The following is a 15706-nucleotide window of genomic DNA, read 5'->3' on the forward strand; positions in this document are numbered from 1 at the left end:
ACCCAGGTGCGTCCGGCTGATCAGACGGACAGCGGGCGGATGGCGGTCGGGGCGTGACCCGGCTCGGTCGCCAGCTCCTCGAACTCGGTGACGTCGCTCATGTCCACCGTCTTGCTCATCGAGATGTTGGTGACGCGCTCCAGGATGGCCTCGACGACGACCGGGACCCGGAACTCCTGGGCGAGCTTCTTGGCCTGCTCGAAGGCGGCGCCCAGCTCGTTCGGGTCGGTGACGCGGATGGCCTTGACGCCCAGGCCCTCGGCGACCTTGACGTGGTCGACGCCGTAGACACCCAGCTCGGGGGTGTTGATGTTCTCGAACTCGAGGTTGACCTCGAAGTTGATGCCGAGATTGCCCTGCGCCTGACGGATCAGACCCAGGTAGGCGTTGTTCACCAGGACGTGGACGTAGGGGACCTTGTGCTGGGCGGCGACCGCCAGCTCCTCGATCATGAACTGGAAGTCGTAGTCGCCCGAGAGCGCGACGATCGGGGTCTCCGGGTCGGCGGTGGCGGCGCCGATCGCGGCCGGGATGGTCCAGCCGAGCGGGCCGGCCTGACCGCAGTTGATCCAGTTGCGCGGCTTGTAGACGTGCAGCATCTGCGCGCCGGCGATCTGGGAGAGGCCGATGGTGGTGACGTAGCGCGTCTCCGGGCCGAAGGCCTTGTTCATCTCCTCGTACACGCGCTGCGGCTTCATCGGGATGTTGTCGAAGTGCGTGCGGCGCTGCAGGGTGGCCTTGCGCTCCTGGGCGGAGGCGGCCCAGGCGGAGAAGTCCGGCAGCTTGCCCTCGGCCTTGAGCTCCTTGGCGATCTCGATGAAGAGCTCCAGCGCGGCCTTGGCGTCGGAGGCGATGCCGAAGTCCGGGGCGAAGATCCTGCCGATCTGGGTGGGCTCGATGTCGACGTGGACGAACTTGCGGCCCTTGGTGTAGGCGTCCAGGTTGTAGCCGGTGTGACGGTTGGCCCAGCGGTTGCCGATGCCGAAGACGAAGTCCGACTCCAGGAAGGTCGCGTTGCCGTAGCGGTGCGAGGTCTGGACACCGACCATGCCGGCGCTCAGCTCGTGGTCGTCCGGGATGGTGCCCCAGCCCATCAGGGTGGAGATGACCGGGACGCCGGTCAGCTCGGCGAACTCGACCAGCAGGTCGGTGGCGTCGGCGTTGATGATGCCGCCACCGGCGACGATCAGCGGGCGCTCGGACTCCAGCAGGAACTGGACGGCCTTGGCGGCCTGGGCACGGGTGGCGCGCGGCTTGTAGACCGGCAGCGGCTCGTAGGTCTCCGGGTCGAACTCGATCTCGGTCAGCTGGACGTCGATCGGCAGGTCGATGAGGACCGGGCCGGGGCGGCCGGAGCGCATCAGGTGGAAGGCCTGCTGGAAGACGCCCGGGACCTGCGCGGCCTCCAGGACGGTCGTCGCGGCCTTGGTGACCGGCTTGGCGATCGAGGCGATGTCGACGGCCTGGAAGTCCTCCTTGTGGAGCTTCGAGACCGGAGCCTGACCGGTGATGCAGAGGATCGGGATGGAGTCCGCGATCGCCGAGTACAGGCCGGTGATCATGTCGGTGCCGGCGGGGCCGGAGGTACCGATGCAGACGCCGATGTTGCCCGCCTTGGCGCGGGTGTAGCCCTCGGCCATGTGCGAGGCGCCCTCGACGTGACGGGCGAGCGTGTGCTTGATGCCTCCCACGTTCTTGAGCTCGCGGTAGAACGGGTTGATCGCAGCGCCGGGCACGCCGAACGCTTGATCGACACCCTCGCGCTTGAGGATCTCCACTGCTGCGGCGGCGGCTGTCATACGAGGCATCGAGTTCTCCTGCGGGTGTGGCGGTCAGGCTTTTCCGTCATACGGAATTTTTGTTCTGCTATACGGAACAAGCTAAGCGGCGACTCCGCAGTGCGTCAAGGCGCTTCGGCAGCGCGGAACCCACCAAAAGCCGCGTCTCGCTCGGTGACTTGTACGAAGGACCAGGCCTCGGGGGAAAAATCGAGGTCGTCCTCGCCTCGGCGGTCGCCGGTGGTGGAGCATGTACGTACGCACAGCGACGGAGGGGGTCCAGGTCTCATGGCGGAAGCGGTACCGGTGCGCTGCCCGGCGTGCCTGCGCGAGAACGACTACACCGCCCCGGTCTTCCCGTGCGCCTGCGGGAGCCCGGTCACGCCGCCGCTGGACCTGACGGCGCCGCCCCTTCCGCTGACCCATCGGAACTGGTCGGAAACCTGGGTGGCGGTGCGGTGCACGGCCTGCGGGCGGGAGAGCGAGTGGCCGCACCCGGAGGTGGGGTGCGGCTCGTGCGGAACGGTGGTGCGGATTCCGGTGCACCCGGTGGAGGGGGCCGAGCCCGCACCGGGCGCGCGAGCCGACGCGGGCGCAGGCGGTCCCCGGCCCGATGCGGCCGGGCCGACGAAGCCGCGTGAGACGCCGGGGGCGGGCGCTGCGCCGGGCACGGGAGCGGGAACGGGAGCGGCGGCGGAACGCGGGCGTGCGCCAGATTCGGACAAGTCCCAGCGGCGGCCGAAGCCGTCCGCCGTAAACCCGGCCGGCTCACCCCTGCCGCCGACCGCGCCGGTGCCGCGCCCCGCGTTCCGGCCGGTGACCATCCGTACGGCCCGCGACGCGGTGGCCACGGCCGCGCTGTACCTGCGCTGGCTCGGCTTCCGGGACGTACGGCAGCCCGACGGGAGGCCGATCCCCTCGGCGGCGGTGGACCTGCGCGCACCCGGGCTGGTCGCCCAGGTGGACCCGACCACCGCGCCGGCCGGGGTGCGCGCGGTGGAGTGCGTATGGCTGAACGGATTGACGGCCTCCGCGACCAGCGTCTACTTCGCGCTCGCCGGATACACCGAGGACGCCCGGACCCGCGCGGACGACCTGGGGATACCACTGTTCGTCATGGACCTCACCGGCATGCCGCAGCCGGTCAACAATCCGGCGGACGAACTGATCGGGACGGGGGCCTAGTGAACCCTGAGATCGACCGCATGCGGCGCGCCGACTCAGCGGTCGCCCGGTACAAGGCCGCCACGGCAGGCTTGTCGCTGCTGGGACTGGTGCTCCCCGACGACCTCGAAGGTCACCGCGAGCGGTTTCTGCGCGCCGCGGAGCGGGGGAGGTGGGACAACCCCCGGTTCACGTACCGCGAGATCGATGACGGTACGTCCCAGCCCTTGCGCCGGATCTGCGAGGAGACCGCGTCCCACGATGACCCCTGGCACCGGTTGATCGCGGACGAGGCCGCGCGGTACCTGGACAGGTACCGCGCTTGCGCGAGCCACGATGCCGCGAGGATCACGGAAGCCACGTCGCGGGAGAACGGGACGCCGGATGAGGGCCTCCTCGCCGACGCGCTCGGACTCCTGCGGAAAGGCCCTGCGGAGGAGGGGCAGGGGCAGGGGCAGGCGGCGGAACAGGGACAGGCGCCGGAGCTGAGCGCCGATGACGCCGCCGCCGCGATCGCGGACGTACTCGCCCAGGAGCGGCTGGCGGATTGGACCGTACGGATCAGGCTGGGTGCGGCTGCCCGGATGAGTGTGTCCACGGCTGATCGATCGGTGCGGATCCGGGCGGGCATACAGCTGTCGGAGGATGAACTCGTGCGGCTGATCGTCCACGAGATAGGCACGCACGTCTTCCGGTGGGTGAACGCCTTGCGAGGAGCTCAGATACTGGGCCTGCAGCTTTCCGGGCACACGGCCACCGAAGAGGGGTTCGCCGTCTGGAACGAACAGCGGGCGGCCGACGGCAACGGCCTCGACCGGAGGTTCGCCCTGCGCGTGGTCGCCGTGGACGCGGCTCTGCAGGGGAGTTTCACCGACGTGGTTCGGGCACTCACGCCGTACACCTCGGTCGGCACGGCATTCGATGTGGCGGTACGGGTGAAACGAGGCCTTGTCGACACGTCGGTGCCGGGAGGGTTCGTCAAGGACCACGTATATCTGGCGGGCTTCCGCATGCTCGAGAAACACTTGAACCTCCGCCCGGGCGACCACGACCTCCTGATGAGTTCGAAATGGCCGCTCCACCGCCTGGATCTCCTCCGGGACGCCGAGATCCCCGCCCAGCTCGGCGAGGATCTCAGGCGGCCCGACGAGGCGTTCGTGGAACGCGCGCGGGTGCTCGTACGGAAACGGCGGAGGGGTCCGACCAGACGGGGCTGAGCGCGGGCGCGCGTGCCTTCGTTCATCCCCGGGTTGATCAGCGCCCAAGCTCCTTGTCGCCGCTCGTGCCGGAGCCGGAATCGTGCGCGCCTGCGTCCGAGGCCGTGCCACCGTCCCGTCGCGCCCCGGGAACCACCCCGCCCACCTCTCCCACCCCTCCCGGCCCGCCCGGCCCGCCCGGCCCGAAGAGGTCGGCCAGCTTCGCCGTCCAGCCGTCGTGCGGTTCCTCGCGGATCACCTTCCGGCTCTTCACCTTTTCGAAGTTTCCGTAGACGAGGCTCGCGAGGGGCGGCTCGTACTTCATTTCGAATTGCCTCCCGATGCCCGACATCCCGTCCCGCGCGAAACACCGGAAGCGGAGATGGGCCGCACGGGTGCCCGCCAGCGTCCGCTCAGCGATGACCGCGATGATGTCTTCGCTGTACGCGACGGTGTAGGCACCCGAAACGTTCGTGGTCTGCTTCTTCCAGCTGCGGCCCTTGATGGACATCGGGTCCGGCCGGGCACGCGCGATCAGCTTGGTTTTGTGCCTGCCTTCGGAATTCTCGTAAACGAAGACCAGTTCGAATCTCAGATCCACCAGCACGCGTCGGCTCTTGTTCACCAGCTTCAGGTTGTACCGCAGGCCCTGGCGGTGTTCGGACCACCGGACCGCGATGTCGGGGGAGAGTTTGATGCGGGGCCTGAAGAGACGCATCCCCACCAGTGAGAGCCCAGATGCCGAAACGGCGACGACAACTTTTTCGGCAATGCTGATCAACAAGTCCACTTGAGCATTCACGGACCTTTCCCGACCGCCGAACCGACCCGGTCTTTTGATCATTCCGCTGACTCATTTAGCTGAAGCAGCTTCCCAAAGGGAGAGACCTGGGCAGGGGGGCACTCCGGCCACTTGGCCGGATCCCGGTCATGGATGGCTGAAAGGAGGCATCAGGGGCTCATCCCCGGCCCGTGGGGGCACCCCCTAAGCTCGAACGCGTCACCTTCCCTGCCGAGGAGAGCACCTTGAGCCTGTACGACATTCCGCTGACCACGCTGTCCGACGAGCCCACCAGCCTCGCCCCCTTCAAGGGCAAGGCGATCCTGGTGGTCAACACCGCCTCGCAGTGCGGGCTGACGCCGCAGTACTCCGGGCTGGCCCGTCTGCAGTTCGCGTACGAGGAGAAGGGCTTCACCGTCCTCGGCGTGCCCTGCAACCAGTTCGGCGGCCAGGAGCCGGGCACCGCGGACGACATCCAGACCTTCTGCGCGGCCGGCTTCGGCGTCACCTTCCCGATGCTGGAGAAGTCCGAGGTCAACGGCGACAACCGGCACCCGCTGTACCAGGAGCTGGTGAAGACCCCGGACGCGGAGGGCGAGGCGGGGGACATCCAGTGGAACTTCGAGAAGTTCCTGATCTCCCCCGCCGGTGAGGTCGTCGGCCGGTTCCGTCCGCGCACCGAGCCCGAGTCCCCGGAGCTCATCGCCGCGATCGAGGCGCACCTGCCCGCGTAACGCGGGTTCAGCTCAGGTCGGCTTCGTCGTACTCCCCCGCGGACCCGGCCGCGGTGAGGTCCCGCAGCTCCACCCGGCGGATCTTGCCCGACACGGTCTTCGGGAGTTCGCCGAACTCGATGCGCCGGATCCTCTTGTACGGGGAGAGAACCGCGCGGGAGTGCTCGAACAGCGCTCGCGCGGTCTCCTTCCCGGGCTCCCAGCCGGCGGCGAGGGTGATGTACGCCTTCGGTACGGCGAGCCGCAGCGGATCCGGCGCGGGCACGACGGCCGCCTCGGCGACGGCCTCGTGCTCCAGCAGGGCACTCTCCAGCTCGAACGGGGAGATCTTGTAGTCGGAGGCCTTGAAGACGTCGTCGGAGCGCCCGATGTAGGTGAGGTGCCCGTCGGCGTCGCGCGAGGCGACGTCGCCCGTGCGGTACAGCCCGTCCGCCATGGCCTCGGCGGTGCGTTCGGGGTCGTCGCGGTAGCCGGTCATGACCCCGGCGGGCCGGGGGCGCAGGTCCACGCAGAGTTCGCCCTCGTCCGGGGATTCCTTGCCGGTGACCGGGTCGAGGAGGACGATCTCGTACCCGGGCGCGGGGCGGCCCATCGAGCCGGGCTTGACGGGGACGCCCGGGAAATTGCCCGCCTGGAGGGTGGTCTCGGTCTGGCCGAAGCCGTCGCGGATGGTGACCCCCCAGGCCTGGCGGACCTTCTCGATGACCTCCGGATTGAGCGGCTCGCCGGCGGCGACGGCCTCGCGCGGAGGGGTGCGGAGCTTGGTGAGGTCGGACTGGATCAGCATCCGCCACACGGTGGGCGGGGCGCAGAAGGTGGTGACCGCGCCGCGGTCCATCTCGGCCATCAGGCGCTCGGCGTCGAAGCGGGTGTAGTTGTGCACGAAGACGGTGGCGCCGGCGTTCCACGGGGCGAAGAGGTTGGACCAGGCGTGCTTGGCCCAGCCGGGCGAGGCGATGTTGAGGTGGACGTCGCCGGGTCGCAGCCCGAGCCAGTACATGGTGGAGAGGTGCCCGATCGGGTACGAGGCGTGGGTGTGCTCGACGAGCTTGGGCCGGGCCGTGGTGCCCGACGTGAAGTACAGCATCAGCGGCTCGGTGGCGAGGGTCTCGCCGTCCGGACTGAAATTTCGGTCAGCTTCGTACATGTCCTCCAGCCGCCGCCACCCGGTCGGAACCTCCGCTCCGGCGGCGATCCGGGTGTAGGCGCCGGGCACCTCGTCGAACTTCGCGGCGTCCTCGGTGCGCGCGATGACATGGCGGACGTGCCCGCGCTCGATGCGGTCGCGCAGGTCGGCCGGGCCGAGCAGCGGGGTGGCGGGGATGACGACGGCGCGCAGCTTCATCGCGCCGAGCATCACCTCCCACAGCTCGCGCTGGTTGCCGAGCATGACGAGGATCCGGTCGCCGGCCGCGACTCCCTGGGTGCGCAGCCAGTTGGCGGCCGAGTCCGACCGTACGCTCATCTCCCCGAAGGAGACGCCCCGGCTGGTGCCGTCCTCCTCGACGATCCGCAGGGCGTCGGCCCCGTTCCCGGCGGCGATGTGGTCGAACCAGTCGAGGGCCCAGTTGAAGCGCTCGGGGCGGGGCCAGGTGAATCCGGCGCGGGCGGCGTCGTAGTCCCCGCGGTGTTCCAGCAGGAAGTCCCGTGCGGCCAGGAACTGTTCGGTGGCGCTGTACTCCGTCATGGGAGGCATCGTGCCGCGCGGAACAGGGGGATCACCAGAGCGGTGTCAGCCGTGGATTGACCCGAAGCGTACGGAGCCCCGCCCGGCGGTGGTCTCGTCCATGTCCGCGAGGAGCCGCTCCCCTTCGGCGGCGATCTCCTCCTTGGTCGTGGGCGAGGCCGTGCCGAACAGCTCGACGGTCAGCACGCCCGCGTCGGCCTTCCAGAGCCCGGCGAGGAATCCGTCGAGGAGGAGAGTGCGGTAGGCCTGGTTGCCCACCCAGCTCCGCCCCTTGGCCTCGGGGGCGATCACCCGGGTGCGGTCGGCGTGGGAGAGCAGCAGGTTGTCGAACTCGGGGAGGAAGCGCGGCGGGGCGGGGGTGTCGGCGTCCGGCCTGGGCGCGTCGGGCAGGTCGAAGAGCTCGACACCGTTCTCGTCGCGGAAGGTGGCGAGCCGGGGGCGCAGCCGCTGGAAGGCCTCGCGCAGGCGGGTGAGGCCTGCCCAGGTCTGCATGTCCTTGACGGAGGCGGGGCCGAAGGCGCGGAGGTAGCGCAGCACCACGTCGTCCACGGCCGACACGTCCCCACCAACGTCTCCGCCGACGTCCCCGCCAACGTCGCCGCCGATGTCCCCTCCCACATCTCCTCCGACATCCCCTCCGCCACCCCCGGCGGCCTTGCCGAGCCACCGCTCCACCGTGGTCAGCCGTACCTGCCCGCTGCGCCCCCACACCCCGCGCGGGGTGACCTGCACGAGCGGCAGCCGGCAGCGCGCGGCGACGGACAGGGCCTGCGGATCGGCGTCCGGCCACTCCTTGAGCAGCTCCTCGCGGATCTCCGCCATGGTGCGCGGCTCGGCCTCGACGAAGCGCCGGGCGTGCGCGGCGAGACGCTCCAGATCCACCCCGACGAGCCCCTTGCGGAAGTAGTTCACCTCCCGGTCCCGCGCGGGCTGCACGAGCGGCCGCAGGGTCAGGGCGTCCTGCGCGGTGTGCGTGTGGATGGTGGAGCGCATCGTGACCATCCGGACCACCTCACGGGACTCCATCAGCGCGGCCAGCTCGGCGGGCCGGAATCCGGCCAGCCGCGCGTGCAGCTGGTAATAAGGCGGCTTCACGTTCTGCGCCTGGAGCCCGACGAGGTGCGCCACGGCGTCCCGCGCGGACATCTCGGCGCGGCTCAGCAGGAGCTGGCGGGCCAGCGTGGCACGGTTCAGCGAACGGGTATCGAGTACGGGATGCGTCGTCCTGGAGGCCATGACAGCAAGCTATCCCTCCTTGCGGACACCTTCTGTCCGCATCCGACCGCACACCGCGACGGGCAGTGCGGCACACCGCGACACGCACCCTTTCACCCCATATATCCTTCCCCTAGCCCACAAACTTTCGCTCGACCGGGAGCTGACCTGCGATGACGGAGCGCCCAAGCCCAGACCGCCGCCCCTCCCCGGCCGCGAAGCGCCCGGGCTGGCGCCGCCCCGCCTCCCCGACCGGGACGCCCCCCTCCGCCCCGCCGCCCGCTCCACAGCCCGGCCCGCCGACGCCCCCTCCCGCCGACCACCGCAGCGTGATCGACTCCGCCGTCTACCGCGACGGCCGCCGCGTCGCCTCCCCCGCCAGCCTCGCCGACACCTTCCGCCGGCTGCGCGAAGAGCACGACGGCATGGCCTGGATCGGTCTGTACCGCCCGAGCGAGGAAGAGCTCCACTCCCTGGCCGCCGAGTTCAATCTCCACCCGCTCGCCGTCGAGGACGCTCTGGAGGCCCACCAGCGCCCCAAGCTGGAGCGCTACGGGGACACCCTCTTCGTCGTCCTGCGCGCGGCGCGCTACCTGGACGCCCCGGAGGAGGTCGAGTTCGGCGAACTCCACATCTTCGTCGGCCCGGACTTCCTGATCACGGTCCGCCACGGCGCCGCCCCCGACCTCTCCGCCGTCCGCCGCCGCATGGAGGGGGCCCCCGAACTCCTCTCCCTCGGCCCGGAGGCCGCCCTGTACGCCATCCTCGACGCGGTGGTGGACGGCTACGTCCCGGTCGTCGAGGGCGTCCAGAACGACATGGACGAAATCGAGACCGAGGTCTTCCGCGGCGCCCCCGAGGTCTCCCGCCGCATCTACGAACTCTCCCGCGAAATGGTGGAGTTCCAACGCGCCACCCGCCCCCTGGTCGGCATGCTCCACAGCCTGATGGCGGGCTTCGCCAAGTACGGCACGGACGAGGAACTCCAGCGCTACCTCCGCGACGTCGCCGACCACGTCACCCACACCAGCGAACGCGTCGACGGCTTCCGCCAGGCCCTGACAGAAATCCTTACGGTCAACGCCACCCTCCTCTCCCAACAACAGAGCGCCGAAATGCGCGCCTTGGCCGAAGCCGGCTTCGAACAGAACGAGGAAATCAAAAAGATCTCCTCGTGGGCCGCCATCCTCTTCGCCCCCACGCTGGTGGGAACCATCTACGGCATGAACTTCGAAACCATGCCGGAGCTGAAGTGGGCCGGCGGCTACCCCTTCGCAATTCTCCTGATGGCAGTGGTCTGCGTGAGCCTGTACGTCATCTTCAAGAAGCGCGACTGGCTCTAGACGGCACATCGCTACGGTTGATCGACTTAGCTATCACGAACGTCCAGAAGTAGCCCGCCGGGCTCCCTGGGGAGAATCTGGGGAGAATGCGCGGCAATCCGACAGGACCCTCCCCCGCACCTGGCGCTGACCCTCTGGTGCCGCCGGCCGCCCTCGGCAGCGCGCGCCTGCGGAGGGTAACGAGTCGACGGACAGCCGGCGACCGGCCGTGGTGCCAGGAGCGGCATGTCCGCCGTACGAATCGCGTCGGGCTCTCGAAGCCAGAGTGTATGCAGCCCGTCGCCCACTGGCCGGATGCAGGGCGGGAGAGACGGGCGGGACCGCTGTCGGGGGCGGGGGCTAGGGTCGGCGGCGTACGACCACCAGCAGCAGGAGACTCCATGCCGTCAGGGCACATACAGCAGGACACCGCTCAGTCTCGGCCGGCCGGGCCGCGGCCGCTGGCGCCGATCCCCTTCGAGGTCGAGTCGGTCTTTCCGGAGCTGGCCGGTACGGCACGCGAGGTCACCCTTCTCTACCCCCGGGCCGGGCAACCGGGCCCCGGCTACAGCTCCATCGGCGGGCCCCTGCTGTGGCCGGCTGGCGAACCCTGGCCGATGTGCGCCGAACCGGACCACTACAAGCCGCTCGACGCGCCCGTCGGACCCGAGCCAGTCGCGATGGTCCCGGTCGTCCAGCTGTACGCACGGGATGTGCCCGGCCTCGCCTTCCCTGCCGGCACCGACCTGTTGCAGATCCTGTGGTGCCCGCTCGTGCACGAGGACGACCAGTACGCTGCCAACCCCCGCCTCCACTGGCGCAACACGGCGCTGACAGCCGCCGACGCCTCTGCCGGCAAGCCTCCCCGCCCGCACACCGCGGAGGAGGACTACCTGCCCCGGCCGTGCACGGTGTCCCCCACACCAGCCGTGGAATACCCGAACTGGGACCTGCCGGACGAACTCAGCGAGCAGCTCGGCGAGCGCTTCGAAGCCCTGCAGGAGGAACGCGGCTTCGACTTCTTCGAGGTGGCCACCACCCAGCAGAGCAAGGTCGGCGGCTACCCGAGCTGGACCCAGCCGCCGAACTGGCCCGACTGCGCGGGCTGCGGCACGCGCATGGAGCACCTCCTCAGCATCACCGCAACCGAGGCGGGCATGGGCCGTTGGCTCCCCTTGGACGAGCGGAACCCCAGCCAGGACCAGACCGCGACCCCGTCCTGGCGAGCCGAGGCGGACCCCGCCACCCTCGACACATTCGGACACCACATGGGCCTGGGCGACCTCGGCGGCATGTACTTCTTCGTCTGCCGCACCTGCCCAAACACCCCCTACACCCACCGCTACGACTGCTGAACCCGGTTCTGACTCACTTTCCGCGGAATAGACGCTGTTGGTGATCTTTAGGTGGATAGGCTCTGGCCGAATCGGGTCAGTCCCTTTGCCGCGGCTTGCACACGGCTCTACGCTCGACCGGTGTCCGGAGGTTCACAGTCAGGCTGTAGCGCCGTTACCAGGGGAGAGCGTGGACGTCCCGACGTTGATTCTCTTGGGGGCGGCGGGTGGCCTGCTGCGCGGTCTCTTGGACCTGTACACCCGGTTCGTGTCCTGGCAGGCCGATCGCCGCGTCCATCGGCAGTTGACCGCCGAAGGGACGGCACAAGGGGTACCACCGCAGTTCCGAACGTACTTCGACCCCGCCGTCGACATCGTCGCGGCTGTCCTGCACAGCGTGATGGGTGCCGGGGCCGCGGTGCTGTTCGGCACCACGGGACAGATCAGCGGTGAGTACGCCGCCCTCGTGGTCGGAATGTCGGCGCCCATACTGCTCACCCAACTCAGTCGTATCCAGACGGTGAACGAGGCGCTGACGGGCGAGCGGCAACCGGCTGGGACGGCGGAGGCAGCCACGGAGGCCGGAGCACCTTCGACTGCCGGTGCCGTGAGCGTCGGCGGTGCGGACGGCCCCGGTGTGGACGGCCCCGCTGTTGCCGCAGCGCCGTCCGCTGTTCCGCCCCGAACGGAGCCCCCGCCCTCCGTGTCCCCCGCCGCCCAGGCCCAGCCTCCCCTCTCCGCTGAAGGTCGGCCGCTCCGCGCGCGACCGATGCCTCCCCCCAGGCCGGCTTCCGCGGCCGCGGAAGCTCGCACGCCGAGTCCCACACCCGGCGAGATCCCCACGGGCCGGACACAGATTCCCGATCCCACGCGCCCCGGGGACATGCCCGTTCCCGCGGACCCTGTCGACGGAACGGGATCTGGCTTCGACGGTCGAGGCGCGCCACGATTGCGGCAAGGACCGGCGATCGGGGAGGAGGGGCTGTGACAAGCGCTCCACACCTGCTGACCGAGGACCGCCCGGAGTACGAGCGGATCCTCGACGAGGCATTGCGTACAGCCCCCGACCGCCCGGAACTGGCTGCCATGGGCGAACGGCTCACGGCCGAGCAACTGCGCACCATGGCACTCGGCGCCAGTGCACTCCTCACGGCGGCCGCAGCGGCCGAGTACGACCACTATGTGAAGGTCCGCGAAGAACGCCGTTATTCGGCGTTGTACCCGCACAAGTCCTCGGACACGGTGTACTCGTCCCGGCGTTCGGCGGCCGCCCCCGCCCCGTCGGCCCCCACCCCTTCCCGCTCCGGCACCCGCCCGGCGGCCACCAACCACCGCGCATGGGCAGGTCTGGGCCGGCGGTTCGGCGTGGCCGTCCTGGGTGCCGGACAACCAGGCGGCCGCCGGATCAGCGACGGAGTCGCTGCGCCACGGTGGGCCAGGATGTCCTACAGCCGCCGTCTGCTGGCAGCGCTGCTGGGCCTGCGCGTACGCCCAGCGGTACCGTCGGCGGCGGGGGGGCGGTCACCGCGTACGCCCGAGCCGCCGCCGGCGGCCGCCCGCACGCGCCCGACCAGCAGCGAAACACCGGCTCTGGAAACGACCGAGGCGGCCGGAGCCGGGTTGTTCACCGTCGTCGCCGTCCTCGCCCCCGTCCTCTCAGGAACCGCCGCCGCGTTGTTCTTCCTCATCGGCCTCGTCCTCGAGATGTTCAGCGCCGAGTCGGGGTCCGGCCGGACCATGTTCGCCGCTGGATGGCTGTTCGTAGCCGTGGCCGTGGGCGCGATCGCCGTCTGTGTGGTCGGCCTGCTGGTTACTGCTCTGCGCAGCAGCCGCGACCAACCCGCGCCGGAGGCCGCGCGCGACCACGAACCGAGCGAGGAGCAGGTGGCCCGGGCCAGAGAAGCCTGGCGGAATGCCCTGCTGGAAAGGGGCATCATGCCCTTCCTGAGGGATGCCCTCGCTGACCCGGCCCCTCCGCGCTCGGACGCCTCTTCCCGCGCCCCCGGCCGCATACCGGACCTCGGCTACACCCGTCCGGACTTCACTTCCCCCAGCTCCAGCCCCAATCCCGCTCCGGGCCCCCGCCCGAGCTACACCAGCCCCGACTTCGCGGGCCCAGAACGCAAGCCGGAGTGAGGCGCCGACAGCACGGTCAGCGGATCGGGGGGAGGGTCGGCTCTGTAGGTGAGTTTCAGGTTCTGGCACACATTCCGGATGGTTGGTGATCTTCAGGTGGAACCACGGTGCGTGCGAACAGCCGCTGGTCGCGTGACGCGCGGTTGAGCCGGGCTGTTGGCCGGGGGCAGCCGAGAGCACGTCCATCAGCTGAAGCTCCCGCGCCGCGCTCGGTGCCTATTGGGCGCCGCGGGTCGGTCAGCCCGTAAGCGCCTCTTGTGTAGCGCCGGACCGGCACCCTGGATTGCCAGGCTGCGGCAGGCGAACCGGGCCTCCTTGGAACGCAACCGCGCCGGCGACTGAGATCACCAACAGCATCCGGAGCCACACGCGAGGGCGGCATCGCCGGACGAGCCCGACATCGAGCACGTCCCGGACGGAAGCGGGCATCGTACGGGGCGTGGATCACCAGCCAACACGTCGGCCGCGACCGCCTCGACCACGCCCAACTCGTTGCCCTCGCCCACCTCCCAGTGCAACGGGCGCAGTAGCGGACTGGCCTGCGATGATGACGGCGTGCCAGAGCCAGGGACCACTGCCGTCGTCATTGTCTTGCCCGATGCCGCCCCGCTCCTCGAGGCGGCGTGGCGTATCGACCCGGCTCTGGTGCGTCGTGGGGTGCCGGCGCACGTCTCGCTCCTCTACCCGTTCGTGCCGGAATCGGCGCTGACAGATCAGGACGAGAAGGGCGTGCGTTCCCTGGCTGCGAGTTTTCCGGCAGCTGATCTGCTCTTGGAGGAGGTCGTTACGGCGTCCGGCTTCGTCGCCGTCACCGTTCCGGGACTCCAAACGATCGTCGATGCGTTCCGCGCCCAGTGGCCCGGGTTGCGCCCGTACAAGGGCCGCTTCGGGGCGCGGCCCGCCGCCCATGTCACGGTCGCCATGGGCGCGGACAACCCGACAGCTGCCGCCCATGTCCGCGCTGCGATCGGCAGCCTGCTGCCGCTGCGCACCCGTGCGGCGGCGGTCCAGCTGGTGGTGCTGACGGAGGAAGGCTGGCAGCCGCGGTTCACCGTGCCGCTCGGCGTCCCCGACGGGCCGTAAACACCGCCCGCCAGTCCCTCGACCCTGGCCGCGAGCACAGCCCGAGGCCGGCACCCCATCCTCGGCCGCATCCCGAGGACCAGTCGACCTGCGCACACGACCAAACAACCTGCACAGCCACACCTCTGCGCGTAGTCGTCTACCCGCCCGACGCCGAGGGCGGACGCCGCGTCCGCTGCCACGGCAAGATCCTCGGCCGCGCCCTGGGCCCCCGCGACCTCCTGGAGTTCCTGCGGCGGGCAGAACTGGACCCGGAAAACGTCCGCCTGGACGACCCGCTGCTCATCGAGTGGCGCGGCGGCGGGCCAGCCGTCTGGAGCCCCGATCCCTCCGAGGAGTGAACACAGCAGTGCGGGCCGCCACCCGGCGAGGGCGGCGGCCCGCACTGCTGCGCTACTGCTGTTAGCGGGGCATCGCAGGCCCGTTCGCCTTCTCCGGCTACTGCGCCCCGCCGTCGGCCGTCTTTGGCTGAGGGTGATCCCCGATCAGCGGCGGCCGGTGGCCAGGATGACGAGGAACTGGCCGCCGCCCGCCTCGATGTCGGCGGTCACCGGCAGCCCCGGTAGCAGTCGGGAGAACCGGTCCACCAGCCAATCCGCCGCCTCTTGGGCGTCCTTCCTGGTCGGACAACGGCCCACCATCTCGCGGCCCCCCTTGCGCTCCAGCCTGTCGGCAACGGCGATCAGCGGCGCGGGTTCGACTACGTACAGGCGATCCGGCCAGGCGATGACCACCTTGACCGCACCCTTGCGGCTATTGCACCCGCGGTGCGCGAGCCGCTCGGCGACCTTGGCCTTCCGGTCGGCGGTCCGGCTGTCGACACTGGGCCCCCGCGGGTCGTTCACCGACTCGTCGGGGTCGACCGGTTCGTCACACACCCAGCACCGCCAGCCGTCGCGCTCGGCCACATCATCAAGAAGACTCATCCAAGCAAACTAGCCTGCCCGGCCGCCACCCGCGCACCAGGGCCCCGGCAACGTCTCAACACCGGCCAACAGCGCTGCGACACCAGGCTGGCTCTATAGACGCCAAGTGGTTCTGGCACACATTCCGGATGTCGTTGGTGATCTTGTCGCGGCCTGTTGGCACGGAGGTGTTGCACCCCCTGGGACTGCCGGATTTGCAGCTGATGGACGTGCTCTCGGCTGCCCCCCGGCCAACAGCCCGGCTCAACCGCGCGTCACGCGACCAGCGGCTATTCGCACGCACCGTGGTTCCACCTGAAGATCACCAACAGCATCCGGAAACGCGGTCAGAATCCTGTAGTTGGCCAGTC

The 15706-nt window shown here is 70.0% G+C and carries 12 protein-coding genes; 7 read left to right on the forward strand and 5 right to left on the reverse strand.

Annotation, left to right across the window (positions count from 1 at the left end; genetic code table 11):
* Window positions 1-20 precede the first annotated feature (20 nt).
* Window positions 21-1808 carry a glyoxylate carboligase gene (gene gcl, locus MTF65_RS22235; RefSeq protein ID WP_243630665.1) on the reverse strand — a complete coding sequence of 596 codons (1788 nt, stop codon included), beginning with the start codon at window positions 1806-1808 and terminating at the stop codon, window positions 21-23.
* A gap of 258 nt (window positions 1809-2066) precedes the next feature.
* On the opposite strand from gcl, the gene MTF65_RS22240 reads away from it, so the two are divergent.
* Entirely contained in the window at window positions 2067-2963 is an 897-nt protein-coding gene (locus tag MTF65_RS22240) for a hypothetical protein (protein WP_243630666.1), read from the forward strand.
* Window positions 2963-4159, forward strand: coding sequence for a tyrosine/phenylalanine carboxypeptidase domain-containing protein (locus MTF65_RS22245; RefSeq protein ID WP_243630667.1), 1197 nt, complete (start codon window positions 2963-2965; stop codon window positions 4157-4159). Before MTF65_RS22240 ends, MTF65_RS22245 begins: the two co-directional genes overlap by 1 nt.
* A 37-nt stretch (window positions 4160-4196) precedes the next feature.
* Here the strand turns inward: MTF65_RS22245 and MTF65_RS22250 are convergent, their stop codons facing one another.
* Entirely contained in the window at window positions 4197-4940 is a 744-nt protein-coding gene (locus MTF65_RS22250; RefSeq protein WP_243630668.1) for a hypothetical protein, read from the reverse strand.
* Window positions 4941-5164: 224 nt separating this feature from the next.
* Between MTF65_RS22250 and MTF65_RS22255 the strand changes: the two genes are divergently transcribed.
* Window positions 5165-5653 carry a glutathione peroxidase gene (locus tag MTF65_RS22255; protein ID WP_243630810.1) on the forward strand — a complete coding sequence of 163 codons (489 nt, stop codon included), beginning with the start codon at window positions 5165-5167 and terminating at the stop codon, window positions 5651-5653.
* Window positions 5654-5660: 7 nt separating this feature from the next.
* Here MTF65_RS22255 and MTF65_RS22260 read toward each other — a convergent pair whose 3' ends face one another.
* Window positions 5661-7340: an AMP-binding protein gene (locus MTF65_RS22260; protein ID WP_243630669.1), complete on the reverse strand. Its 1680-nt coding sequence runs from the start codon at window positions 7338-7340 to the stop codon at window positions 5661-5663.
* A gap of 45 nt (window positions 7341-7385) precedes the next feature.
* Window positions 7386-8576, reverse strand: coding sequence for a winged helix DNA-binding domain-containing protein (locus MTF65_RS22265; protein WP_243630670.1), 1191 nt, complete (start codon window positions 8574-8576; stop codon window positions 7386-7388).
* Window positions 8577-8728: 152 nt separating this feature from the next.
* Here MTF65_RS22265 and MTF65_RS22270 point away from each other — a divergent pair, with 152 nt between their 5' ends.
* From MTF65_RS22270 to MTF65_RS22285, 4 genes are all read left to right on the forward strand, one after another.
* On the forward strand, window positions 8729-9898 hold the full coding sequence (locus MTF65_RS22270; RefSeq protein WP_243630671.1) for a magnesium and cobalt transport protein CorA: 1170 nt from the start codon (window positions 8729-8731) through the stop codon (window positions 9896-9898).
* Window positions 9899-10278: 380 nt separating this feature from the next.
* A complete protein-coding gene (locus MTF65_RS22275; RefSeq protein ID WP_243630672.1) occupies window positions 10279-11232 on the forward strand; it encodes a hypothetical protein in 954 nt (317 codons plus the stop codon).
* Between the two features lie 963 nt (window positions 11233-12195).
* Complete coding sequence (locus MTF65_RS22280) at window positions 12196-13347, forward strand: hypothetical protein (RefSeq protein WP_243630673.1); 1152 nt, start codon at window positions 12196-12198, stop codon at window positions 13345-13347.
* Window positions 13348-13902: 555 nt separating this feature from the next.
* Window positions 13903-14430, forward strand: a complete 528-nt coding sequence (locus MTF65_RS22285) for a 2'-5' RNA ligase family protein (RefSeq protein ID WP_243630674.1) — start codon at window positions 13903-13905, stop codon at window positions 14428-14430.
* Between the two features lie 485 nt (window positions 14431-14915).
* Here MTF65_RS22285 and MTF65_RS22295 read toward each other — a convergent pair whose 3' ends face one another.
* Entirely contained in the window at window positions 14916-15356 is a 441-nt protein-coding gene (locus MTF65_RS22295) for a hypothetical protein (protein WP_243630675.1), read from the reverse strand.
* Window positions 15357-15706 lie beyond the last annotated feature (350 nt).

Origin of the sequence: Streptomyces sp. APSN-46.1, assembly GCF_022815725.1 — a bacterium.
Taxonomy (GTDB): Bacteria; Actinomycetota; Actinomycetes; order Streptomycetales; family Streptomycetaceae; genus Streptomyces.

Bases quoted from the DNA above. Each gene is read 5' to 3' on its own strand.
- gcl (WP_243630665.1), bottom strand. From the start codon at position 1,808: ATGCCTCGTATGACAGCCGCCGCCGCAGCAGTGGAGATCCTCAAGCGC.
- MTF65_RS22240 (WP_243630666.1), top strand. From the start codon at position 2,067: ATGGCGGAAGCGGTACCGGTGCGCTGCCCGGCGTGCCTGCGCGAGAAC.
- MTF65_RS22260 (WP_243630669.1), bottom strand. From the start codon at position 7,340: ATGACGGAGTACAGCGCCACCGAACAGTTCCTGGCCGCACGGGACTTC.
- MTF65_RS22265 (WP_243630670.1), bottom strand. From the start codon at position 8,576: ATGGCCTCCAGGACGACGCATCCCGTACTCGATACCCGTTCGCTGAAC.
- MTF65_RS22270 (WP_243630671.1), top strand. From the start codon at position 8,729: ATGACGGAGCGCCCAAGCCCAGACCGCCGCCCCTCCCCGGCCGCGAAG.
- MTF65_RS22275 (WP_243630672.1), top strand. From the start codon at position 10,279: ATGCCGTCAGGGCACATACAGCAGGACACCGCTCAGTCTCGGCCGGCC.
- MTF65_RS22295 (WP_243630675.1), bottom strand. From the start codon at position 15,356: ATGAGTCTTCTTGATGATGTGGCCGAGCGCGACGGCTGGCGGTGCTGG.